17 protein-coding genes and 1 riboswitch are annotated in these 24,017 nt (G+C 43.9%); of the genes, 4 read left to right on the top strand and 13 right to left on the bottom strand.

Annotated elements, in window-relative coordinates; genetic code table 11:
- Nucleotides 1–4: 4 nt before the first annotated feature.
- The 9 genes from Q7J41_RS08935 to Q7J41_RS08890 all read right to left on the bottom strand — a co-directional run bounded on the left by Q7J41_RS08935 (nt 5) and on the right by Q7J41_RS08890 (nt 13,082).
- On the bottom strand, nt 5–1,564 hold the full coding sequence (locus Q7J41_RS08935) for an ABC transporter substrate-binding protein (RefSeq protein ID WP_304887275.1): 1,560 nt from the start codon (nt 1,562–1,564) through the stop codon (nt 5–7).
- 678 nt (nt 1,565–2,242) lie between these two features.
- Nucleotides 2,243–4,009, bottom strand: coding sequence for an ABC transporter ATP-binding protein (locus tag Q7J41_RS08925; protein WP_304887273.1), 1,767 nt, complete (start codon nt 4,007–4,009; stop codon nt 2,243–2,245).
- Nucleotide 4,010: 1 nt separating this feature from the next.
- Complete coding sequence (locus Q7J41_RS08920; protein ID WP_304887272.1) at nt 4,011–5,732, bottom strand: ABC transporter ATP-binding protein; 1,722 nt, start codon at nt 5,730–5,732, stop codon at nt 4,011–4,013.
- Nucleotides 5,733–5,885: 153 nt separating this feature from the next.
- On the bottom strand, nt 5,886–6,131 hold the full coding sequence (locus tag Q7J41_RS08915; protein WP_304887270.1) for a hypothetical protein: 246 nt from the start codon (nt 6,129–6,131) through the stop codon (nt 5,886–5,888).
- Nucleotides 6,132–6,323: 192 nt separating this feature from the next.
- Nucleotides 6,324–6,797 carry a methylated-DNA--[protein]-cysteine S-methyltransferase gene (locus Q7J41_RS08910; protein ID WP_304887268.1) on the bottom strand — a complete coding sequence of 158 codons (474 nt, stop codon included), beginning with the start codon at nt 6,795–6,797 and terminating at the stop codon, nt 6,324–6,326.
- 130 nt (nt 6,798–6,927) lie between these two features.
- Nucleotides 6,928–8,280, bottom strand: a complete 1,353-nt coding sequence (locus Q7J41_RS08905) for a sodium-dependent transporter (protein WP_304887265.1) — start codon at nt 8,278–8,280, stop codon at nt 6,928–6,930.
- 228 nt (nt 8,281–8,508) lie between these two features.
- On the bottom strand, nt 8,509–9,015 hold the full coding sequence (gene nrdG, locus Q7J41_RS08900; protein WP_304887263.1) for an anaerobic ribonucleoside-triphosphate reductase activating protein: 507 nt from the start codon (nt 9,013–9,015) through the stop codon (nt 8,509–8,511).
- Entirely contained in the window at nt 9,012–11,372 is a 2,361-nt protein-coding gene (locus tag Q7J41_RS08895) for an anaerobic ribonucleoside triphosphate reductase (protein ID WP_304887261.1), read from the bottom strand. Before Q7J41_RS08895 ends, nrdG begins: the two co-directional genes overlap by 4 nt.
- Nucleotides 11,373–11,507: 135 nt before the next feature.
- A riboswitch (cobalamin riboswitch) is annotated at nt 11,508–11,689 on the bottom strand.
- Between the two features lie 64 nt (nt 11,690–11,753).
- Entirely contained in the window at nt 11,754–13,082 is a 1,329-nt protein-coding gene (locus Q7J41_RS08890) for an HAD hydrolase family protein (protein WP_304887259.1), read from the bottom strand.
- A 211-nt stretch (nt 13,083–13,293) separates the two neighbouring features.
- Between Q7J41_RS08890 and Q7J41_RS08885 the strand changes: the two genes are divergently transcribed.
- Nucleotides 13,294–13,758, top strand: a complete 465-nt coding sequence (locus Q7J41_RS08885; RefSeq protein ID WP_304887257.1) for a MarR family winged helix-turn-helix transcriptional regulator — start codon at nt 13,294–13,296, stop codon at nt 13,756–13,758.
- A 15-nt stretch (nt 13,759–13,773) separates the two neighbouring features.
- The gene (locus Q7J41_RS08880) at nt 13,774–14,160 is read left to right on the top strand and encodes an FMN-binding protein (RefSeq protein WP_304887255.1); all 387 of its coding nucleotides are present in this window, start codon (nt 13,774–13,776) and stop codon (nt 14,158–14,160) included.
- A 103-nt stretch (nt 14,161–14,263) separates the two neighbouring features.
- Here Q7J41_RS08880 and Q7J41_RS08875 read toward each other — a convergent pair whose 3' ends face one another.
- The 3 genes from Q7J41_RS08875 to Q7J41_RS08865 form a co-directional block, all read right to left on the bottom strand.
- A complete protein-coding gene (locus Q7J41_RS08875; protein ID WP_304887252.1) occupies nt 14,264–15,610 on the bottom strand; it encodes an MFS transporter in 1,347 nt (448 codons plus the stop codon).
- A 152-nt stretch (nt 15,611–15,762) separates the two neighbouring features.
- Nucleotides 15,763–18,675 (bottom strand): transporter substrate-binding domain-containing protein, encoded by a 2,913-nt coding sequence (locus tag Q7J41_RS08870; protein WP_304887250.1) that lies wholly within the window; start codon nt 18,673–18,675, stop codon nt 15,763–15,765.
- Nucleotides 18,675–19,772, bottom strand: coding sequence for an HD-GYP domain-containing protein (locus tag Q7J41_RS08865; RefSeq protein ID WP_304887248.1), 1,098 nt, complete (start codon nt 19,770–19,772; stop codon nt 18,675–18,677). Before Q7J41_RS08865 ends, Q7J41_RS08870 begins: the two co-directional genes overlap by 1 nt.
- A 271-nt stretch (nt 19,773–20,043) precedes the next feature.
- On the opposite strand from Q7J41_RS08865, the gene Q7J41_RS08860 reads away from it, so the two are divergent.
- Nucleotides 20,044–21,060 carry an ABC transporter substrate-binding protein gene (locus Q7J41_RS08860; protein WP_304887246.1) on the top strand — a complete coding sequence of 339 codons (1,017 nt, stop codon included), beginning with the start codon at nt 20,044–20,046 and terminating at the stop codon, nt 21,058–21,060.
- Between the two features lie 201 nt (nt 21,061–21,261).
- Here the strand turns inward: Q7J41_RS08860 and epsC are convergent, their stop codons facing one another.
- Nucleotides 21,262–22,206, bottom strand: a complete 945-nt coding sequence (gene epsC / locus Q7J41_RS08855) for a serine O-acetyltransferase EpsC (protein WP_304887244.1) — start codon at nt 22,204–22,206, stop codon at nt 21,262–21,264.
- Nucleotides 22,207–22,444: 238 nt separating this feature from the next.
- Here epsC and Q7J41_RS08850 point away from each other — a divergent pair, with 238 nt between their 5' ends.
- On the top strand, nt 22,445–23,803 hold the full coding sequence (locus tag Q7J41_RS08850) for a transposase (RefSeq protein ID WP_304887242.1): 1,359 nt from the start codon (nt 22,445–22,447) through the stop codon (nt 23,801–23,803).
- The last annotated feature ends 214 nt before the right edge of the window (nt 23,804–24,017 follow it).

Genomic DNA, 24,017 nt, shown 5'->3' with positions numbered 1-24,017 from the left:
TTAATTATTTTTTATAAGTTACCTGATCAAATCGTGGTTCTGACCCGATAAATTCAACCCCTTCGACGCCTTCATTGGCGACAACAAATACGGCATCATAGTAAAGAGGCACACAGGCAGTTTCAGCATCGATTGCCGCATAAAACTCTTTAAAACCAGCTTTTCGTTCTTTTTCATCAAATGGATCGACTGCCTTTTGAACAGAGGCCGCAATTGTGTCGGATGTGAAACAGCCAGAACTACCGAACTCGGGAGCGGTCTTGTCAAATCTGCCTTCATTTCTTGAGTAAATCCGTCGCTCTGGTCCGCCGATATAATAAGAGCATAGATCCCAGTCAGCCGTTTTCTTGACTTCGGCATATTTTGTTGCATCCATCACATCCAGTTGAAGATTGATATCGGATTCCTTTAACATCGACTGTAGTAATTCCGCTAATTTTACTTCATCAGCATTTTCGCTATTGACGATCATCTTGGGAGAAAAACCAGTTATTCCAGCTTCTGTTAATAAGCTCTTCGCTTTTTCCGGGTTGTATTTGTAGCTTTGTTTGCCAAGTGCCGTAGTATAGGGTGAGCAGTCCGAGAAGTAAGCGTCATTTGCCGGACTGATCCAGCCATCAAACAGCCCAGATATCTCATCTTTATTGATAGCATAATTCAGAGCTTGTCTCAGTTTAAGATTCTTCCATGCTTCGTTGTTTGTATAGTTAAATGCCAATACTGTTGTCATCGGCATTTCCTGCTTCAACACCTGAAAACCTTCTTCTTTGAGTGAGCTCAACAGGTTTCTTGGGGTATAGGCAGAACCACCATGGTAATAGTCAACAACGGCATCCACATCGCCAGATTGAATTGCCAATACTCTGGCTTCGTCATCTTTGATCATGCTGACCGTAATTTTTTCAAGTTTCACCGGATCGCCTGAATAATTTTCATTGGGGACAAAGGTTGTGTATTGGTCTTTTACATAATCGGCAACCTTCCATGGTCCAGATCCAATGAATTTTACCATTGGTGTTGTGGGATCTCCCGGTGTTTGAAACGAGTTTGGACTAACAATGGTGTTTCCATATTCCGCAAATCCTGCCAGCGCAACATAGCCATCCATGCCATCCTTATAATAAAAATTGATGGTATAATCATCCGCTACTTCAATTTTTTCAATGCGATCAACTTCAGTCCAGCTCGTATTTTTGGTTGCAATGTTCCGATCGAATTTTAATTTAACATCTTTCGCCGTTAAATCGCTGCCATCAGAAAATTTCAAACCCTCTTTTATTTTAAACGAAATAGTCTTGCCTGAATCTTTTACTTCCCAGCTCTCGGCAATGCTCGGTACTACCTCGCCGTCGACAACCTCAACCAGCCGTTCACCAGCAAAAATGGTCAACAGCATGTCACCATTTCCTTTTTCTGAAGCAACTCCGGTATCTTTACCATAGGCAACCTTCAGTTCTGTTTGTTCGGTCTTACTACTTGCCCCAACGTTGCTACAGCCAACAAAACCAACCATCATCAAAGCAGCCAGACAAAAACACAATAAACTTTTCATTCCAAACTTCATATTACTCCTCAAATTTTCAACATTTTTTGTTTTTTAAACTTCACCCACTTGACAACATTATGCAATTCTCTAATAAACAATCCTCCTACACAATTTTTTGCAAAAAAAACCGTGAAAATTGATCCCCACTACTGCGGGGTGATCAACCTTCACGGCTAAATTATACGTATTCAATTTTTGTTCGCAGTGTAATCGTTGCCTATCTGCGAATCTTCAATATGATACTATATATATCTATACTTGTCAATAGTTGTATATACGTGTTTTTTAATAACTACTTTAAATAAACTTTCAATGTATGAACGTATATATGAGTTTTGTGTAATTGCTTTTTATACAGATTTACTCTTGCTATATAAGCTAGCATCAAGTACAGTTTCTTTAAGCCTCATCCAACAGAAAATCAATAATATTAAGATGCTTTATTTCATTCCTTGAAAAATCAAACTTGTCTAAAGACAATACATATTTGGGATAATTATCCTTAACCGATTCATATGCGCCAAACTCTCGATCAACAACGCTTTCATCTGCAAGCAAATATTTATAGACGATTTTTGTTTATTTATTTCGTTTTATCGAAATATAATCGTTTTTGTCGTTTTATTTTGTTCAAACGGTTATCAATGATGTCGGTATCTTTAACCAAGAACGGCCGCCCGATCACTGTCAAGCACCTCACTCAAACTGCGCCTGATACATCTGCCAGTAACTGCCACCGTTTTCCATCAGTTCCTCATGGGTTCCCTGTTCCACCACATTCCCCCGTTCCACCACCAGAATCAAATCGGCGTTCTGAATGGTGGAAAGCCGGTGGGCGATGACAAAACAGGTTTTATCTTTCATCAACTGACGCATGGCCGCCTGGATCTTTTTCTCCGTACGGGTATCCACATTGGAGGTGGCTTCATCGAGGATCAGCATTTTGGCATCTAACAGCATCGCCCGGGCAATGGTTAAGAGCTGCTTCTGACCTTTGGAAATATTGGTCCCTTCACCTTTTAAGATGGTTTCATAGCCATGGGGCAGATGCTCAATAAAGGAATGGATTCGAGCTGCCTTGGCCGCCTGCACCACCTCTTCCATGGTGACATTTTCTCTTCCATAGGTCAAATTCTCATAGACACTGCCATGAAAAATCCAGGTATCCTGAAGAACCATGGCAAAGGACTTTCTCAGGCTATCCCGGGTCAGCTCTTGAACATCATTGCCATCAATATAAATATTCCCGGCGTCGGTATCGTAAAAGCGCATCAGCAGATTAATAATGGTTGTTTTTCCAGCACCAGTGGGACCGACAATGGCAATCAGCTTGCCCGCCTCAACCTGCAGACTGAGGTTTTCAATGATCACCTGATTAGCATCATAGCTAAACCGGACATTTTCCAGAACGATATCACCATTCACATTGGTCAGCTCCATCATCTTTTCAGTATCTTTAGCCTCAGACAATTCATTCAGCAAGGCGAAGACCCGCTCAGCCGCCGCCAGAGAGGATTGCAGATCGTTCATGATATTGGCCATTTCATTAATCGGCCCGGAGAACTTTCTTGAGTACAGCACAAAGGAGGAAATCTGCCCGATCGACATCGATCCCGCCAAATATAACAGCGCCCCAAAGACACTGATGCAGGCCAGCGACATATTGTTAATAAAGTTAATCGTCGGAAAAATCATACTGCCATAATATTCGGCTTGATAATAGGCATCCACCGCCTCTTTATTCTTGATATTAAAGCTGCCAATCGTATTTTCTTCCTGATCATAAATTTTCAGGGTTTTTTGGCCCGACACCATTTCTTCCACAAAACCATTGAGTTCTCCCAGTTTTCGAGAGCGCCGACTAAAAAGCGGACGGGTCTTTTTAACCAGATAGCGGGACATCAAAATCGATGCCGGTACGGTAAACGCAAAAATAAGCACCAGTTTGGGCGAGATCGTCAGCATCATCAAAAATGAGCCCAGTACCGTGATCACTGCCGAGGATACCTGGATCAGGTCACTGGAAATTGAACTGTTGACGGTATCAACATCGTAGGTAATCCGGCTGATGATATCGCCGGTCTGGTGCACATCAAAATACCCCACGGGCAAATCCAGCAGTTTATTAAACACATCCTTGCGCATGGCATAGGTAACCTGCCGGCTCACCCGAATCATCAGCACTTCCAGAACATAGCTCAACCCGGCTGAACCAATATAAAAAGCAACCATCCAGCAGGCATAATAAAACACCTGTGAAAAATTGACCTGGCCGGTTCCCAGTTCAATGGCATCAATGGCGTAACCAGAAAGCAATGGACCCACCAATGCCAGGAGGTTGCTGCCGATCGTTAAAACAATGGCCGCAAACAATCGCCATTTATAGCGCATCAGATAGCCGCCCAATTGACGAAGCGTGCCTTTCCGGTTTTGCGGTTTTTCAAATTTTTGTGATCGTCGCATCTCAGGATACCCCCATCTGGGAATGGCTGATTTCCCGGTAGACTTCGCAGGTCTTGAGCAAGTGCTTGTGCTTGCCTAAACCAATAACGACTCCATTTTCAAGCACCAGTATGTGATCGGCATGCCTGATCGAGCTCACCCGCTGTGCTACAATGACAATGGTGGTCTTGTCAAAATTTTCTTTAATCGCTTTACGAAAGGTCGCATCCGTTTTATAGTCGAGGGCACTGGAGGTGTCATCGAGCACCAGTATTTCCGGGCGGGAAGCCAGCGCCCTGGCAATCAGGATCCGCTGTTTTTGACCTCCGCTGAGGTTGGCCCCTTTAATGGTCAGCTGCTCCGCAGATTTAGCAGATTTTTCATCCACAAATCCTTTGGCGCCGGCACAGTCAATCGCCGCCGCAATGGCCTCTTGGGACAGATTTCTGCCCAGATCAATATTTTCCTCAATGGTGGCTTCAAAAATCATATCATTTTGAAAGGCCACCCCAAACTTTTTATGCAATTCCCGGGGATCCAGGGATCTGATATCACGACCATCAATGGTGATCGTCCCCTTGTCCGCATCATAAAGTCGCATCAGTAAATTTAACAACGTCGTTTTCCCTGCGCCGGTTTCACCAATGATCCCCAGGGTTTCACCCTTTTTCAACGCAAACGAAATGTTGCTCAAATCGGGGTCTTCTTTATTATAGGAAAAGGTGACATGGCGGAATTCTAAAGCGGTATCGCTGCGCTCATTGTCCATTGCTGCTTTTAATTCCTGTATTTCCAATCGATCCACCGATTCCAGCACTTGCATGATCCGATCTGCCGATGCCGTGGCTTTCGGCCACATCTCAAACATCCTGGAAATAGCCAAAACGGCATGGAGAATGATGGTAAAGTAAGTCATAAAAGCCAGAATAATCCCCACTTCCGATGTCCCATTGTTGACACCATAGGCTCCAACCACCACTACTCCGACCAAACCCAGATTCAGACAGATATTCATGGCCGGCGAAATCACCGCTACTGTCATCCGGGCTTTTTTCTCCCGATTGACTACATCGGTATTGATAGCATCAAACCGCCTTTTCTCATAATCAGTTTTTGATAACGCCTTAATTACCCGGATCCCATTGATATCCTCTCTGACGAGCCGAACAAAACTGTCAACAGTCTGTTGCAGTCCGGCAAAAATCGGCATGCTTTTTTTAGAAACCCACATAATAATCACCGCCATGATGGGCATAATTGCAATCATCACGGTTGCCAAAAGCGGATCCAGGGTCATGGTGATAATGATGCCGCCAAAAAGCATAATTGGAGCCCGAACTCCCAGCCTTTGAATGCGGATGATGATCAGGTGAATAATATAAGTATCGGATGTTAACCGGGAAATCAGCGATGGCTTGGTCAGCGTATCCATTTGATGGCTGGAAAAATACATCACCTTGGCAAACAAATCATGACGGATGACCTCGGTCACATCGCTGGCTACTCTCGCCGCCATGCGGTTGGCAATAATATTAAAAATCATTCCCAGACTGGCACATGCCGCCATAACGCCGCCCCAATAGAAAATTGGGGCGGTTTCATTTAGGGGAATCACATTGTCAATAATATAAGCAAGAATCGAGGGAATAATTAAATCCATGATCGAGCCGGTAAATTTAAAGAAAACCCCAAAGGCCATTCGGCCATAAAATGGCTTTAAGTATTCTGTAAAAATCCGTTTCATAGGCTGTCATCCTCCATTTCTTACCCGCTCATTTGTCATACTTTTATTATTGTAAACCTTTTTTTGTTAAACTTCACCAAAATTCTTACCCTTTCGCAAATAAAAAAGCACCCCCATGATTCGGCGGTTGCTCTTTTATGATACCGGGATGCGTCAGTACTCAGGTGTTTCATCCTCAAAAATTTCTTTCAATGGCCTGGCACCTTTCAAAGCATCCACCGGGATAACAACCGGGCCATCGAAATCATCATCAAAACAGTAGCCAATCTTCGTTTCCAGTATATAGCCAACCGTGTTCTCGGCATGTACCTTTTCTAAAGCGTCCGAAGTTCTTTTCCAGGCCGAGGCAATAAAGCAGGCTGCCGTTGCTTGACATCCTTTATCATCGGGATTGATCATATTAATTAGTTATTAATACTATTGTACCCGGATTATCACTATGTTTAAAAGACACTCCCGGTAAACTTTTGAGATAAGAAACCGTTAAAATTGTGTTAAGCGGCAATCAACACTTCTTAAATAACAATTCATTATGGTTTCGCTGTCTTGAAAGGCCTGTTTTAATGCATCAATCCGCTTGTTTTTAGTTGCTCAAACCTTATCCTTCAATTGTTTTTCCAATTTCAGCAGCTGTTTTTTTATTTCCAACCCGCCGCCATACCCCACTAAACTGCCATCGGCACCAATCACCCGGTGACAGGGAATGATGATGGAAATAGGGTTCTTATTATTGGCACCGCCAACGGCTCGGCAGGCTTTTTCATTGCCGATAGCCTGGGCGATCTCTTTATAGCTGCAAACTGCTCCATAGGGAATATCCCGGAGCGCCTTCCAGACCTTTAGCTGAAAGTCGGTGCCCTGGGGGGATAGGGGCAGATCAAAACTTCTTCGTTTTCCGTCCAGATATTCGATGATTTCCTGATGTCCACATTTGAGAAGAGGCGTCTCTCTGCAACTAACCCCTTCAGGCAAGGATTCGCTAAAAATCAGCCGGGTAATGGCGGTGCCATTCTCAGTCAGAACAATTTTCCCCAATTGGGTTTGATAACAATATCCGTTTTCCATCGATTTTTCCTCTTTTTATTTATTTGTTTCGTTTTAACAGCAGAAAATTAATTATCCATACTTTGTTTTGAGTGTTCAGCACTAACATCTATACAGAGGCGTTTCGTCTGCAATACGCTTCCCCGCACGATCAAAATTTAATCACCCCCAGCGCCTCTAAGATTGAACTGATAAGGATCCCAATAATACATAGCGGGGCAATATATTTGATCATAATGATAAAAAGTTTTTCCCGTTTAAAGGGTGAGGACAGTTTGACCTCGTCGGTAATGATCTTTGTTTCCAGAACATGACCAACAAGGATGCAGGTGAAAAAGGCACCTACTGGCATCAAAATGGAGTTCGTGATAAAATCGAAGAAATCTAGGAAATTGAACCCAAAAATGTGCACATTACTCCATATCCCTTGACCCAATGTAGATGGTATCCCCACCAAAATTGCCAGAACTGCGATAATTAGCACCCCTTTTTTTCGTTCCCATTTAAACTGATCACAAGCGGTTGCCACCACTGCTTCCATCAGCGAAATAGAAGATGTCAGCGCAGCAAATAAAACCAGCAAAAAAAAGGCGCCGCCCATCACATTTCCAAACGCCATCGTTTCAAACACCTTGGGCAAGGTCACAAACATCAAACCGGGTCCCTTGTTGAGCGCTGTGGGATCCCCACCGGAAAAGGCAAAAACGGCGGGGATGATCATAAATCCCGCTAATATTGCAATGCCGGCATCAAAGCATTCAATTTGCTTGACCGAAGTTTCCAGATCATCTTTTTTGCTAAGATAAGAACCATAGGTTACCATGATCCCCATCGCCAGCGATAACGAGTAAAACATCTGTCCCATGGCCGCCAAAACTGCCTGAAAGCTGAAATTTGCCAAATCCGGGTACAGGAAGTACCAAACCCCGGCCATGGCGCCGGGCTGCATGATCGAATAGATCGACAGAAAAACTGACATCACAATCAAAATCGGCATTAGTATTTTACTGGCTTTCTCAATGCCGTCCTTGACCCCTCTGATCACCACAAAAGTTGTGGCTAGAACAAAAATAGACTGCCATACAATTGGTTCAACAGATCTTGATATATAGCCTGAAAAATAATCTGCACCAGCTGTTGCCATGCCGCCACCCGTCACAAAAACGACAAAATATTTAATCACCCAGCCCCCAATAACACTATAATAGGGAAGAATCAAAAAAGCCACTAATGAAGAAATAATTCCTACAAAACTGAAGCGTTTGTCCAATGCCCGATAGGCACCCACCGGACTAAGCTGGGTTTTTCGACCAATGGCTAATTCTGCCATCATAATAGCAAACCCCAGGGTTACCACAAAAATAAGGTAGATCACCAAAAAGAGACCGCCCCCATATTTTGCTGCCAAATAGGGAAACCGCCAGATATTTCCCAGCCCCACTGCCGATCCGGCAGCTGCCAACACAAACCCTATCTTACTTGAAAATTCACTGCGTTTATCCACACCAATTCCTCCAACCGTTTCTATTTCAATTTTCTTTTTTGAGCGTCTCGCTCGCTTGTTTTGTCCGCGAGTCCCAAACAAATTCGCACCCTTACTATTTTAACCGTTTTAATATTTTTTTCCACTACTATTTTTTTTAATTGGATTATTCCTTGAACGATGAAAATTACTTAAATCAAAAAGCAACCGGTAACCCCCGATTGCTTTTTGATTGATTATTCATTATTTCTAGCCGATTTCGCTAAGCATCAGCCGATTTTCCCGATGCGACTTATTCACATCAATAATCCGCTGATTCTGCGAGCCCCGAAATTTCAGCATCAGGCTCTTTTTCGCCACTTCAAATTTCCCATCGACCAGCAGATCGGTGTTTTCCAGCAGCCGTAGCCGCCGCTGATCCTTTTTCGCCATCAGGGTTTCATAGGTGTAGCCGGTATAGGCCATGACATGATAACCCAGCGCCTTTGACCGCTTGGCCAGTTCACAAAAGGCCTCCGGCTGTTCAAAGGGTTCCCCGCCGCTGAAGGTAATGCCGTCCAGCAGAGGGTTCTTTTTCATTTCAGTGATGATGGTTTCGATATCAACCAGGTTACCGCCATTAAAGTCATGGGTGGCCGGGTTATGGCAACCGTCGCAATGATGCTGACAGCCCTGGGCAAAAACCACAAAGCGGATTCCCGGGCCATCGACAATCGATTCTTTAACCACTCCGGCAATTCTTATCTTTTCACTCATTGCAATTGCTCCATCAGGTTCCTGGTATCCATTTGCCCATCGGCATTGAAGTGCTTGATTCGATCTTTTACCTCAGCTTTTTTGGCATCATTGAAGCGATCCAGAGTGCCCACCAGATAACCGGTGATCCGACGAATCCGCTCAAATTGAACATCCCCTTCTGAACGTCCGCAGTTGGGACACGCATCGCCAATGATTCCGGTATAGCCGCAAACCGGATCCCGATCCACCGGGTGGTTGATGGAGCCATAGCCGATGCCCGCTTCCTTCATGGTCCGAACCACTTTCTCAAAGGCTTCCAGATTATCGAGAGGATCCCCATCCATTTCCACGTAGGTGATGTGTCCGGCATTGGTGAGCTCATGATAGGGGGCTTCCAGCGTGATTTTTTGATAGGCACTGGTCGCATAGTAAACGGGAATGTGAAAAGAATTGGTGTAGTATTCCCGGTCGGTTACGCCGGGGATTTCTCCAAACACCTCTTTATCCAGCTTGACAAATCGTCCGGCGGTGCCTTCGGCGGGGGTACCCAGCAGAGTGAAATTCAGCTGGTACTCCTCGCTGGTTGCGTCCATTCGTTTTCGCATCTGGCCAATAATTTCCAGACCCAGTTCCTGAACTTCGACCGCTTCGCCATGGTGTTTTCCGGTTAAGACGGTCAAACATTCCGCCAGTCCGATAAAGCCCATGCTCAGAGTGCCATGTTTCAGCACTTCCCGGATATCCATCTCGGCCGTAAGATCATCCGAGTCAATCCAGACCCCTTGACCCATCAGAAATGGAAAATTCTTAACTTTTTTATGAGCCTGAATTTCAAACCGCTCCAGTAGCTGCTCAATAACCAGATCAATTTTCTGATCCAACTCCGCCAAAAACTGTTCTTTGTTTCCCTTACTGTTTAAGGCAATGCGGGGCAGATTAATGGTGGTAAAACTCAGGTTGCCGCGACCATAGGTAATTTCCCGATTGGTATCGTGAACATTGCCAATCACCCGGGTACGGCAGCCCATATAAGCTATTTCGGTTTCCGGCTGGCCTTCCTTGTAATATTTCAGGTTATAGGGCGCATCCAGAAAGGAGAAATTGGGGAACAGGCGCTTGGCACTGACCCGGCAGGCCAATTTAAATAAATCATAGTTGGGATCCCAGGGATTGTAATTCACGCCTTCCTTAACCTTGAAAATATGGATCGGAAAGATTGGGGTTTCGCCATTTCCCAACCCGGCCTCAGTAGCAAGCAGCAGGTTTTTAATCACCAACCGCCCTTCGGTGGAGGTATCCATGCCGTAATTGATCGAACTAAAGGGGATTTGAGCCCCAGCCCGGCTGTGCATGGTATTCAGATTATGGACAAAAGCTTCCATCGCTTGATACACGCTACGGTCGATCTCCCGTTCGGCATTTTCTGTAGCAAAGTTCTGAACCCGACTGATGATGTTGGCATCGGGAATCCACTGGGTCAGACTCCGGGCTTCTGCTTCCTGGTAGTTTTGGGGCTGATTCAGCTCGGGACTCAAGCCCAGTTTCTTTTCGATATCTTCACTGATGGCCTTTACCTTGACTAAAGCGTTTTGTGTATCGGTCAATAAGGTTAAGGCCTTGGCAAGATTCTCCCGATAAAGCCGGATAAAGGTTTTTTTCACCCCGGGAACCATGGCATATTCAAAATTGGGAATACTCTGACCGCCATGCTGATCGTTTTGATTCGACTGGATGGCAATGCAGGCCAGGGCTGAATAACTCTGGATATCATTGGGTTCGCGCAGATGGCCGTGGCCGGTGGAAAAACCATTTTTGAACAGCCGTTCTAAATCAATCTGACAGCAGGTAGTGGTCAGGGTCAGAAAGTCCATATCATGGATGTGGATTTCGCCAGCTTTATGGGCTGCTGAATGTTTTGGATTCAGGACAAACATTTCATAAAACTGCTTGGCGCCCTCAGATCCATACTTCAGCATCGTGCCCATGGCAGTATCGCCGTCAATGTTGGCGTTTTCCCGCTTTACATCGTTGTCTTTGGCCTCTTTAAAGGTTAGGTCTTCATATATTTTCATCAGCCGGGTATCCATTTCCCGGATTCGGGTGCGTTCGGCCCGGTAGAGAATATATTTCTTGGCGGTTTTAGCGTGTCCGGTTTCGATGAGAATTTTTTCAACCGCATCCTGAATTTCTTCCACTGTTGGCGCATTGGTATTCATTTCCTGCTCGATATAGATGGTAACTTTTTCAGCCAGATCCATGGCTGTCTGGTAATTCTGTCCGCCGATTTCACTGGCCGCTTTAAAAATCGCATTGGCAATTTTTTCAATATTAAAAGGAGCTTCTCGTCCGTCTCTTTTCTTGATTTTAGTAATCATGCTGGTTTATTTCCTTCTTTCCTGCTAATCTTTTTACTTGTTTGTTTATTATAATGGGCATTGAAAAACCCCTCGACGGCGTGGTCAAGAGGCATAAGATTTGCTTGGCTCGAACACCCTCTATCACGCGTAGAGTCTGATCGGTCTAATAAAGGTGGGTAATCTGACTTAGGTTTGATTTTATGAAAACTCACAGGTTTATCTGTTTGCATTCTGCTAAAAATCTCCCCCTTACAGCGGCGGGACCGTGCGGGATTTACACCTGCTTCTCCTTAAACTGCACCGGCTAGCGCAGCACCATTACTATCTTATTTTGTTATATCTATATTACCACATACAAGATGTGGTGTCAAACTGGTTCTTATCTGCAAACGCTCATCATTATTTAGGCTCAAAAGATTTGACATAAAAATGCCGGATGATGGTCTTAACCACCGCATCACTGTCATTGCTGCCAATACTCGTCCCGTCCATTTTTTCAAGCCCATCCGCTGCATTTCCCACCAGATAAGAAAAATCGGCGGCCGCCAGCATCGCTGAATTCCGGATATCATTGCCAAAGGCAACCACTTTGTCAATCGCATATTGCGCTTTCATGTCCACGATGGCATTTTTTACTGAGGCTCCACGACTGGTTATTTCGATAAAGTAATAGCCCGCATGTTCGTCGTCCGGGTAAGTCTCAACATTAATGGCGGGGGCGATTGCCAGGCTCATGATGGCATCTTTCACCGGCCGGATGGTATCCAACAAATCCACCGCCATAATCGACAAAACACTTTGATCATTTGGCACTACCCCGCACACATAGCTCTGTTCCGGGAGTCGCTTTTTTGAGTGATAGATTTTTTCCTCAACTGGATTAATGAGTCTGGTATAGTAAACATGCAGAACATCATTGATGATGGTATGGGTAAAACAATTAAGATCACGCTTTTCAAAAACATCAATGATCTGCCTTGCCGTATTGGCCTTCATTTTTTTGCATGCCAGATAGGTTCTCTTTTTTAAATCATACTGGGCTGCCCCATTCATAATGATAATTGGAACGTTCATTTCTACCCCGTCTAATAAAGGCAACAGGGTCTCCACACTTCTTGTCGTCGCAATGGTAATCAGAGCGCCCTGCTTGGTCATTGTATTTAATTTAATCCGGGAATAACTGCTAATTTCACCCTGAGAATTTAGCAGCGACCCATCCAGATTGGTAACAAATAATGTCTTTTGGTTTTTTCGCCGGGGCAGACGAAAGGCATTCACACCCAAAGACACAAAGATCCCAATCAGCGTATCCATGATTCGATCAATCGTAAAGATCAGGGGATTCACATCTGCTCCATGGGTCACCGTAATACTTAAAAAAACTACACAGGTAATATAGGATGCAGTCGGTTTTTTGATGCTGACCGTAAAGTAAATCAGTGGGATGACAGACAGTGATACAATTAAATACTGTAGTGCCGGCATATTCACCGGTATAAACTGCCGCTCGAAGATAAGCAGAACCAACCCCATAGCGCCGCCGATAAAGGTTCCCAGGGTTCGGTTCATCGCTACCTTAAAACTATTTGAAACATAGGGCTGCATACACAAAATCGCCGCAATCGCTGAATAGAAAGGAGAACCTTGCTCGCCTCTTAATAAATAGATTAAAAAACAAAGATAGACCGCTATAAATGTTTTTAAAATGCGCATTCCTATTTTTGGCATAAACGTCTCCTCTTTCTAGTGCCTATCTATAATAACATAAATTTGAATATTTCTTCCTCTTAAATGACTGCAAACCCTTTCAAATTTATATAGCCGATAACTTTTATCTAAAACAAATTAATTTTCCTGAAATGTATTGACAGACATAAAAAGGTAATGTATTATCTATTAATGTAACACATTACCTTAATAGATAATTGGAGGTTATTATTTGGATACTATCGATTCAATGCCCGATCAAAAATTCATCTTTGGCGGTGTTCAAGTTGTTGCCAACCAGATGGATACGATGCTGGAGCGGGAACTGAAAGAACACAATTTGACAACCAAGCAATGGTTACTGACCATTGTGGTGCAGAATATTTTTGACCACGATCCAACCATTAAAGAAGTAGCCAAAGGAATGGGCAGTTCCCATCAGAATATCAAGCAAGTAGCACTTAAATTAGAACAAAAAGGTTTCGTCGTGATGGAAAAAGATTCCCATGATGCCCGGATCACCCGGATTAAACTAACCGCTGCAGTTGATTCTTTTGGACAAGAAATTTTGGAAAAATCAGAACGCTTCACCAAAAATTTATTTAAAAATATTTCGGCAGAAGAAATGGCAATGACCCGATCAGCACTGGAAAAATTGCTGATAAACCTGGAAAAAATGGATCAGGAATCAAAATAACAGGAGGAAAAACACATGAAAAAAGCAATGATTATTATTCTCAGCATTCTGGGCGTACTGGTACTGGTCGGTGCCGGTGGCGTTTTTTACATCACCAACGGCCTGGAGGCCGGTGAAAACCTGGCGATCAACCCCGTCGATCTGACCAAGATTGAAGACGGCACCTATGCCGGTGTTTACAAAGCTGGCCGTTGGACCAATGAGGTCGCCGTCAACGTGGCGGATCATCAAATTTCAAACATCGATGTGGTCAAGACCGTCACCATCGAATCTCCGGAAATGACCAGCACGATCATCAATAGTGTCATTAAGAAGCAGAATACCACCGTCGATACCGTCAGCGGCGCCACTGTATCAAGCAAAGCCTATCTCAAAGCCATTGAAAACGCCTTATCCCAATAATGAAAATAATGCCCCCGACTAGGCTCCGGTATTTAACCATACTACTCGCTAGCTGACAAAAAACCTGTTGCCCAATAATGGACAGCAGGTTTTTTTATTGAAATTACACTTGTGTCGTATTAATCTCTTCCAGGGTTTTCCCCATCGTTTCCTTGCCGAACACCGCCACCACAATAGCCACCACCGCAAATACCAGCGTCAGGGTTATAAACACATTGGTATAGCCGATTTCGGTGCCATAATAATTATAGATCACCGGCACAACAAAGGGTGCTGAAAAGGCTCCAATGCGACCAAATGCTGCTGCCCAGCCGGAACCGGTAGCCCGGAAAAATGTTGGATAGACTTCTGGGGTATAGGCATAAACGCAGCCCCAGGCGCCCAGACTAAAGAAATAAAGCATCGAACCATAGATCAGAATTTGTTCCACACTGCCCGCATGGCCAAACAGCCAGGCCGCCAGCGCCGTTCCGGCAAAATAAATGGCCAGTACTTTTTTTCGCCCCACCTTTTCGATCAGGTAGGCGGCACTGAAGTATCCCGGTAGCTGAGCCAGACACATAATCAGGGTAAACTCAAAACTTTTGGTCAGGGTAAAGCCCTTGGCTACTAACAGGGTTGGGGTCCATAACACAAAGCCGTAATAACCAAAGTTGATACCAAACCAGATCACCCATAAAACGATGGTGGAACGGATGTATTCTTTGCCCCATAAATCCAGAAACGATGCCTTTATATGGCTGAACTTATCGCTTGCTGACTCAGCAGCTTTCGCCTGGCTGGTGATATTGGCCTGTTTTTCCATGGTCATCAGCAGATCTTCAGCTTCACTGATTTTACCCACTGATTCCAGATAACGGGGCGATTCGGGCACCGCCATGCGAAAGAAAGCCGCAAACAGGGCTGGTATTCCACCCACTAAAAAAGCCATCCGCCAACCGTATACAGGAATAAACAAGTACGCTACGAAGGCCGCAATGAGCCATCCCCAGGCCCAGAAACTTTCTAGAATAATTACATTTCGACCCCGCATTCGGGTCGGCGAAAACTCACTGACCAGGGTCGATGCCGCCGGCAGTTCTCCGCCCAGGCCAAAACCGGTGCAAAATCTTAACGCCAGCAGCATCGTAAAATTCACCGCAAAACCGGAAAGCGCACTGGAGACTCCATAAATAACCAGAGTCCACATAATCACCGTCCGGCGGCCCCATTTGTCAGCGGCCATGCCGGATAATCCGGCGCCCAAAGCCATCCCCAGCATCCCGATGCTGCCCAGCAAACCCAGCTGACCGGGATCTAAGGCCCATTCTTTACCAATGGCTGCCATCACACCGGAAACCATCCCCTGATCCATCGCATCAAACATCCATCCGATCCCGGTTAACAGCAAAACCTTCTTTAACATCGGGGTCATCGGCAGCTGGTCAATCCGCGAAGCAATATTTAACATGTTACCCTCCTCATCATACTTTAACTTGTGATTATTATAGCACACCTATTTTTTTTTGCTACAAAATCCCGGTACGAATTCGGAGAATTTGTTTGTATTTGACACTCAGCACCGCCACCGATGCTGACTCAATCGCATTGTCCTTTTAGTTATTAATCGCCCTTTATCGCCGCCAGCAATTGCTTCATGGCCTCCGCAAATTGCGGATGAAGACTGGCTATTTCCTTTTCTGCACTGAATTCAAGGGCTTTTTGCAACTGCTTTGCGATCTCAAAAATTTGCTTTGCACCAATGCTGCCAGAGCTGCTTTTAACCTTATGCACCGTCTGAGCGGCTTCCTGATAGCGCCGGGCTTTGATGTCAAGATCCAGGTTTTCAGCCACACCCTGGTTTTCGTTGAAATAAGCTTCCAGAACATTCTGATAGAGAGCCGTATTGTTTCCCATATATCGGAGTCCTTCTTCGCGATCCAAGATCATGTCATCCTCTACGTCTTCATTTTTCTGATCATCGCTCTGGCTGTGCGATTCTTTTTTGTTCCTTGTTTCGGCACTCACAATGTTGCTGATGGTTTCTACAAATTGTTCGGGATCAAAGGGTTTGCTGATATAGTGATGAATACCGCTGGATTCGCATTTTTCCTTGACCCCCTCGATGACGTCAGCCGTCATGGCGACAATCGGAATATCCACCGAAAGCGCTCTGATTTGCTCCGCCGCTTCATAACCGTTGAGCACTGGCATGTGCAGATCCATCAGAATTAAATCAATATCGCTACGGTGAGCCTTAAACAGATCAATTCCCTCCTGCCCGTCATTACCCAGCCAAATCTGAAATCCTACCGGTTCCAGTAGTGATTTTGCAATCAGTTGATTGGTTTTGTTGTCTTCCACCACCAAAATGCCATAATTACTTTCCATTATCTCCTTATCAATATCTTCCTGTTTAAACTCCTGATTGGCAACGATCGCTTTGGTCCTGAAGATTTCCAGAATACCGTTGTATAAAACCGATGGGATAATCGGTTTTCCGATGCCGATATCAACCCCCTGGGTATCCAGTTGGTCAAATAAGTCCTCCCGCATCATTGGCAACAGCATAATGACCCGGGGTTTTTTCAGGATTTTCTTATTTTCCTGGATCATTTCAATAAATTTAAAGCCCCCGCCAGCGGGGGTATTGTAATCCAGGATCAGCAGATCAAAGGGCTCTGAAAACTTGCCATTCTCCAGTTCCAGCATATTGACAGCACTGCTTGGGGAAGTTGTCAATTCGCAATGCATCCCAAAGGCTCCTAAATAACTGCCAATAATATTCATGTTTGATCCGGTTTTTTCCAGTACCAGCGTCTTGATGTCATTAAAATACAGTGACGAGACCTGTTGCTGATATTCCTGTTCTTTTTGCTGATCTTTTTCCAGCGACAATTCGACAATAAAGGTTGATCCTTCGCCGACGGTGCTGTAAACCTGAATCTCGCCATTCATCATTTCCACCAGACTTTTAACGATCGAAAGTCCCAGCCCGGTTCCGCCAAAGCGCCGGTTAATGCTGGCATCCCCCTGGGCAAAGGGCTCGAAAAGATTTTTTATCTGCTCGTCAGACATGCCGATTCCCGTATCCCTGACGGTAAAAGCCAGATGGTAACAATTGGATTCCTTGGCCACCAGTCGGATATCAAGGGCGACTTCCCCGGCATTGGTAAATTTGGTGGCATTATTAATCAGGTTCAGTAAGATCTGTTCAATTCGTTTAGCATCACCAAAATAACAGTTTGGTATTTTGGGGTCTTTGCTCAGCTTAAAGCCGATCCGCTGCTCTTCAATTTTATAGGAAACAATATTGATGACATCCTGAATCACCAGATCCAGATTAAAAGAAACCCGTTCCAGCTCGATTTTCCCAGCTTCAATTTTGGAAAAATCGAGAATGTCATTAATGATACTAAGCATCGTATTAGCCGATTGGGTAATGCGGTCCAGATACATCTTCTGGGTCAGCGTCACCTGGGTTTTTTTGACCAGATAGGCCATCCCGGTAATAGCATTGAGGGGGGTTCTGATTTCATGGGACATCCGCGCCAGAAAACTGGATTTAATATTATTGGCCGCTTCGGCTTCCAATTTGGCCAACTCCAGGTCATTCTGAATTTTCTTGCGCTTGTCGATTTCCCGACGGAGCCGCAAAATCCAGTAAATGGAGACCAGCCAGATCAGAATAATCACCCCGCTGATAACGATAACCACCTGATAAATGGGTTCGTAGTTTGGTTCTACATCAACCCCAATCCACTTGCTATTAATTGCAATCCGTTCTTCCTTGGTGATCGTTGCCAACACTTTATTCGTGATATCAATCAGCACTGGCCAGTCTTTACGCACGGCAAAATATAACCCCTGCTGATTTTCAGCTTCAAAGGCGACATACTTCAGATTGGTCATACCCGTTGATTGAATGATAAAATTACTCGTGGCCAGATTTCCCACACAAACCGTTTCCGTTCCATTGGCAACAGCCGTTATCGCAGCTTCTGCCGAGTCGTACAGACTCAGATTAATCTGGGGATATTGTTCCAGGTAACCTTGGTGGGAACTGTTTCTTTGAACTGCCACTGTTTGTCCATACAGATCTTCAATGCTGTTGATGCCTTGGGTGGAATCCCGAACGACAATCACGCGTTTAAAGTAATAATAGGCTTCTGAGAATAAAAAATTCTGTTCTCGGGCTGGCGTTTTAGAAACTGCCGGGAGCATATCAACTTCACCTTGAAGCGCTTTTTCATAGGCTTCGGTCCAGGTCAGTCCCGGGATTACTTGCATCTCTAATCCCGTTTTTTCGCTTATTATTTCCAGATAGTCAGAGGCAATACCCTGATAGGTGCCATCCTCATCAAAAAACTCAAACGGCACAAACTTGGGATCAACCCCCAGACGAATCACCGGATGTTCTTCCATAAAGGTCAGTTCTTCCGGGGTCCAGTCGATGGTGTCATCGCGGGCATAACAAAAAGAAGGCCATCCCAGAATAAAAACTAATAAAATGATTAACCGGGTCAGTCTTTTCATCACTGTGCCTCCGTTTCATCGGTCTCCTGTAGAAATTTACGGGAAATCTCAATGACATTTTCCTTGATTTCCAAAAATCCCGTCACAATATCCGGATCAAAATGCTTGCCGCTTTCACTTTTAATCAGATCGATGCTATAATCAAAATCATAGGCCGGCTTATAGACCCGCTTACTGGTCAGAGCATCATAAACATCAATTATCGCCATCAGACGCCCCGGTAGCGGAATATCTTCGCCGCTTAATCCTTGCGGATAACCACTGCCATCATATTTTTCGTGATGCGCACCGACAATTTCCATCGCCGTTTTGATAAAGCTGGGCACGTCCTCATCGCAGTAGATTTCGTTTTCCAGGGCATTGACCCCATACTTCACATGTTTTTTCATAATAACGAATTCATCGACTGTGAGTCTGCCTGGTTTTAATAAGATATTATCAGGAATACCGACCTTGCCGATATCATGAAGCGGGGTGGTGGTCACCAGCTCCTGGACATAGGCTTCTGTCAGAATGTCTTGATACTTGACTTTTGTTCTTAAATGAGCACACAAAATTTTCATAATCAATTGGGTGCGAATGGTATGTTTTGACGATTCTACATTACGGACTTCCAGCAGACCGACTAAAGCCTGGATGGTAATATCCCTGGTGGCTGCCACTTCTCTGGTTTTCTTTAACACCATCGCATCCAGCCGTTGATTATCTTGTTCGATCATATTTTGGATCCGTTTTAATTTAATATGAATATTGATCCGGATCAGCAGTGATTGAATATTGAGTGGCTTCCTGATATAATCCACCGCCCCTAATTCCAGGCCTTTGACCTCATTATCGATTTCATCATAATTGGTCAGAATAATCGTGCGAATCTTGCGATATTCTTGATTCTTCTGCAGCGCCTCAAGCACCTCAAAGCCATTCATTCTGGGCATGTTTAAGTCAAGAATGACCAGATCTATGTCCGGATTTCTGGCGATCAATTCCATCGCATCACATCCATCGCAGGCGGTCAGCGTCTGATAGTCTGCTAACATGGTGCTGATAATCAGACGATCGGTGGTTGAATCATCCACAATCAATATCTTTGTGCTCATCGTTCCCTCCTCAGAGCCTTTTTTGCCTAATCGGCTTGAATTATAAATCTATTTTTTGTATTTTTTATAATCTGTAAGGACAATTTACAAAGTCAACCTGATTATAACCATAATACCACCTTTAATAACATTTAAACACAAATAAATGATGGCGATTTTTCTCGACAACTATTTATATCAAAGAAAAGTGGGTAATTATATATTATTCTAAGCTTTGTTCATTGTATCTAAGTTTTGTAACTGCCTAATCGAAAAACCTGGAGGAGAAAAAATGAAAAGAATTGTTGTGTTAATTCTGATGGTGGCGATGTTATGCCCCCTGGTTGCCGGTTGCAACAAGGCCACGGTTGCAGGAGACAAATCAAAAACTCAGGAAACAGTGAAAGTTATCGATTCAAGAGGGAACGAAGTTGAGGTTAATTACCCTGCTCAAAAAATTGTGTGCCTGTTAAACAGCGCCCTCAATGATCTGTATATGTTGGGAGCGAAAGATCAGGTCATCGCCATTGATCAGTGGACCTATGATACAAAAGAAGTGTATGATTTCACCGCTCAAATCGATGAACGGGTAAAGAATAAAACCTTGCCAGCAATTGATCGCAATATTGAAGACGTCGTCGCAATGAATCCGGATGTTGTTGTAATCTGGGCAGATCAGGCTGAAGATATCAAAGTGCTTGAAGATAATGGCATCAAAGTTGTCGGTATTCAGGTTGATAATTTTGAAGATGTCTATACAAAACTCAATATTCTTGGTAAAATTTCAGGAAAAGAAGATCGAGCCGCAGAAATTGTCACATACACGAGAAAACAGCTCAAAAGTGTTACGGATATCATTTCGGGAATAAATGAAAGCAAAAAACTGTCGTCGCTGTTTGTCTGGGGGCCGTCAAAATTTGATCTGGCCGGGAATAACAGTACTGGTGACAGTATTATTGAAAAGGCTGGTGGGAAAAATGCGGCTGACAGCGTCCGTGAAGAGCATTTTGTCGCAAATATGGAAGATATCGTGGATTGGAACCCCGATACCATGCTGATGTGGTATCTGCCGGAGCTTACTCCGCAAAGCTATTATGATGATGCACCGTGGGCCGGGATCAAAGCCATTCAAAATAAACAGGTTTTTGAATTGCCTCACCCCTTTTATTGTGACCTGTGGACTGTCAAGTATATGTATTCGATTCAGTTTTTGGCAAAATCTTTATATCCTGATGAATTCACAACGATTGATCTTGAAAAAATAAAAAATGATATGCTGAAGTTTTTATATGGCGTTGATTTTAAATAATCATTGCTACCCCATTGCCAATTGTTAAAGTCTGGATCAATTTTTGCAGTAATTCCCTTTGTTACACGGGCTAAACAACAAAGTTTCAGAATCCAAACGGATTCTGAAACTTTGCACCTTATATTTACCTGGATTTTATCAACCCAGGCAATCCTTGCAGTTTCAGCCGGTAATAACTACCACAATCATTGATTAGCCAATTTAAATCACCCAATCAAAAGCTTCCATAGAAACTTCCTTTGTGGCATGACCAGAAAATTGGAGTTCCGGGGTTTTAATACTGACTTTTGTCCCCTCTGGTACCGACTTTGTAATAAATACATTACTACCAATGACAACACCTTTTCCCACAACCGTTTCTCCGCCTAAGATAGATGCTCCGGAATAAACCGTTACCTCGTCTTCCAGACAGGGATGACGCCGTACCCCTCTGAGTTTCTGTCCGCCTCTGGTGGACAGCGCCCCCAGGGTCACCCCCTGGTAAATTTTGACATGCTCACCAATAACAGCGGTTTCCCCAATAACGACTCCGGTACCATGGTCAATAAAAAAATACTTACCGATGGTGGCTCCGGGATGGATATCAATACCGGTAATATTATGGGCATATTCGCTCATGATTCGGGGTATCAGCGGCACTGAAAGCTTGTAAAGTTCATGGGCCAACCGGTGAATACTGATGGCAAAAACGCCGGGATAGCAAAAAATAATCTCATCTTTACTCTTTGCCGCCGGGTCGCCATCAAAGGCGGCAATCACATCGGTTGCCAGATACTCCCGGATTTGGGGAATTTTACTCATAAATTCATAACAAATTCTTTCTGCTTCCTGTTGACAATCGTCTTCACCCAAATCTTTGGATTTACCAGCCTGATGTTTTAGCGCCAGGGTAAACTGTTTGGTCAGACTTTCGATGATGCAAACCAGTAACTCGCCAATGTGATAGTCCTGAATTTCTCGGCGAAAATTAGTTCTCCCGAAATAACTGGGAAAAACAAGCTGTCGCAAAGCTTTGGTTGTATCAATAATTACGGTTCGGTTTGGTAAAAAGCCTAAATCATGGGGGGCAATATAGCACTCCTTTTTATAACTTTCTGAAATGCTGTCAACCAATGTTCCTATTTTTGTTTTATATTCGTTGCTCATGGTGTTCCCTTTCACTTTTGCCTATTGTTTTTTTCATATTGTCTTGCCGCTTCAATTATTCAGTGGCGTTTTAATTTCTTTATTACTCAACTTTCCCAGCTCTAAAAATCAGCTGAGACTTTACAACAACACACGCTGCAGCTTCTAAAAAACGGAAGTTGACAGAAAAATGCACCTAACATCTGATATAATGAAAATGCAAACTAACAAAAATCAGACAGGAAAGGTGCATACCACTATGATAAACCAAAACAACCCATCTGAACAGACAAAAATTGCATTTTTAAAAGCTTTTAAGACATTGAAACTGGCGGGGTTACTCAGAGATTCCGGGATCCGCAAAGCACAAGGGATAAAAGTATCCGAAGTTTTCGAATTACTGTTACTGCTTGCGTTTCAGGGAAAAAATCTGTATCGCTACCTGGATTCAAAATATCAGGAAACAGCGGCATCCAAAAATACTTACTATCGTTTTTTGAATACCGCAACTTACAACTGGCGGCGGTTTCTGACCTCGCTGTCTGCTAAAGTCATTTCGTCATTCAGCCGGTTGACTCGTCCGGATCGGATTAAGGTTTTTGTTCTCGATGATTCGGTCATCAGCCGGAACCGGAGTAAACATGTCGAATTGCTGGCAAATCTCTATGATCACGCCAATCATCGTTTTATCAAAGGCTTTACCATGCTGGCGCTTGGCTGGACCGATGGTTACAGTTTTGTTCCAATCGATTTTGCGATGATGTCCTCCGCCAGCCCCAAAAATCGGATACAGGAAGTTTCAGAAGCAATTGACAAACGCACCAGTGGTTACAAACGGCGAAGTGAAGCCGTGAGAAAGAAAACCGACGTCGCTGTCCAAATGATCCGTAACGCTCTAAAACAGGGTATCCTAGCAGATTATGTCTTAATGGATACCTGGTTTATTCATGAACCGATGATTCGTGCTATTCTTGATGAAGAACTGGATGTCATTGGGATGGTCAAACAGTTAAAACAACGTTATAACTACAACGGGGGATTTTATACCCTCCCGCAACTGCGACGACTGTTACCGGAATATTCAGCCGGGAATCAGTTTGGTTCCATTATTGTAACAACCAAAAATGGGATCCCGGTTAAACTTGTTTTTGTCAGAAACCGCAATAATAAAAGGGATTGGCTGACGGTGCTCAGTACCGATTTATCCTTGTCGGATGAAGAAATCATCCGCATTTATGGGAATCGATGGAGCATTGAAGTTTTCTTCAAATCCACCAAGTCCCTGATGAAGCTTGGCACCGAATTTCAGGGGCGAAGCTATGACAAGATGATCAGCCACACCACCATTGTTTTTACCCGATACATCCTGCTGGAATGGCTTCGCAGAAACGAAAATGATGATAAAACCTTGTGCGAATTATTCTTCAGGCTTTGTGATGACATCCAGGATATGGCACTCTCAACCGCTCTTCAAAGTTTGATGAGCTTATTTGTTGAACAATTGAATTCGGTAGGATCTAGAAAGTCTACACTGTTAAAAAATCAACTCCGGCAATGGATTGACTCTCAGGCCTTTTTTATAAAGGCTTTATTCGGTCAATTAAGCTGGGAAAGTTGAGGTTTTTACATAAACATTAGGTAATAGTACTTGATTATTGGACAGCTTTAGTTTAAAATTATTATAAATTAAATTAGGTAATTGCGAAATGAAAAAGATTTAGAGCACAGAGAATTCGGCGGTAAGAAACAGACAGACTTCATGAAGTCAGAAGGGAAACGAACAACAAAGCGAAGAAAATGTTGCAGAAGATGAGAAAAAAAGCGCAAAAACA

The organism is Acetobacterium sp., assembly GCF_030652775.1.
Taxonomy (GTDB): domain Bacteria; phylum Bacillota; class Clostridia; order Eubacteriales; family Eubacteriaceae; genus Acetobacterium.
Note: the sequence above shows the minus strand (reverse complement) of the source record. Positions and strands in the feature narration are given on the sequence as shown.

Bases quoted from the DNA above. Each gene is read 5' to 3' on its own strand.
- Q7J41_RS08935 (WP_304887275.1), bottom strand. From the start codon at position 1,564: ATGAAGTTTGGAATGAAAAGTTTATTGTGTTTTTGTCTGGCTGCTTTG.
- Q7J41_RS08925 (WP_304887273.1), bottom strand. From the start codon at position 4,009: ATGCGACGATCACAAAAATTTGAAAAACCGCAAAACCGGAAAGGCACG.
- Q7J41_RS08920 (WP_304887272.1), bottom strand. From the start codon at position 5,732: ATGAAACGGATTTTTACAGAATACTTAAAGCCATTTTATGGCCGAATG.
- Q7J41_RS08915 (WP_304887270.1), bottom strand. From the start codon at position 6,131: ATGATCAATCCCGATGATAAAGGATGTCAAGCAACGGCAGCCTGCTTT.
- Q7J41_RS08910 (WP_304887268.1), bottom strand. From the start codon at position 6,797: ATGGAAAACGGATATTGTTATCAAACCCAATTGGGGAAAATTGTTCTG.
- nrdG (WP_304887263.1), bottom strand. From the start codon at position 9,015: ATGAGTGAAAAGATAAGAATTGCCGGAGTGGTTAAAGAATCGATTGTC.
- Q7J41_RS08895 (WP_304887261.1), bottom strand. From the start codon at position 11,372: ATGATTACTAAAATCAAGAAAAGAGACGGACGAGAAGCTCCTTTTAAT.
- Q7J41_RS08890 (WP_304887259.1), bottom strand. From the start codon at position 13,082: ATGCCAAAAATAGGAATGCGCATTTTAAAAACATTTATAGCGGTCTAT.
- Q7J41_RS08880 (WP_304887255.1), top strand. From the start codon at position 13,774: ATGAAAAAAGCAATGATTATTATTCTCAGCATTCTGGGCGTACTGGTA.
- Q7J41_RS08875 (WP_304887252.1), bottom strand. From the start codon at position 15,610: ATGTTAAATATTGCTTCGCGGATTGACCAGCTGCCGATGACCCCGATG.
- Q7J41_RS08870 (WP_304887250.1), bottom strand. From the start codon at position 18,675: ATGAAAAGACTGACCCGGTTAATCATTTTATTAGTTTTTATTCTGGGA.
- Q7J41_RS08865 (WP_304887248.1), bottom strand. From the start codon at position 19,772: ATGAGCACAAAGATATTGATTGTGGATGATTCAACCACCGATCGTCTG.
- Q7J41_RS08860 (WP_304887246.1), top strand. From the start codon at position 20,044: ATGAAAAGAATTGTTGTGTTAATTCTGATGGTGGCGATGTTATGCCCC.
- epsC (WP_304887244.1), bottom strand. From the start codon at position 22,206: ATGAGCAACGAATATAAAACAAAAATAGGAACATTGGTTGACAGCATT.
- Q7J41_RS08850 (WP_304887242.1), top strand. From the start codon at position 22,445: ATGATAAACCAAAACAACCCATCTGAACAGACAAAAATTGCATTTTTA.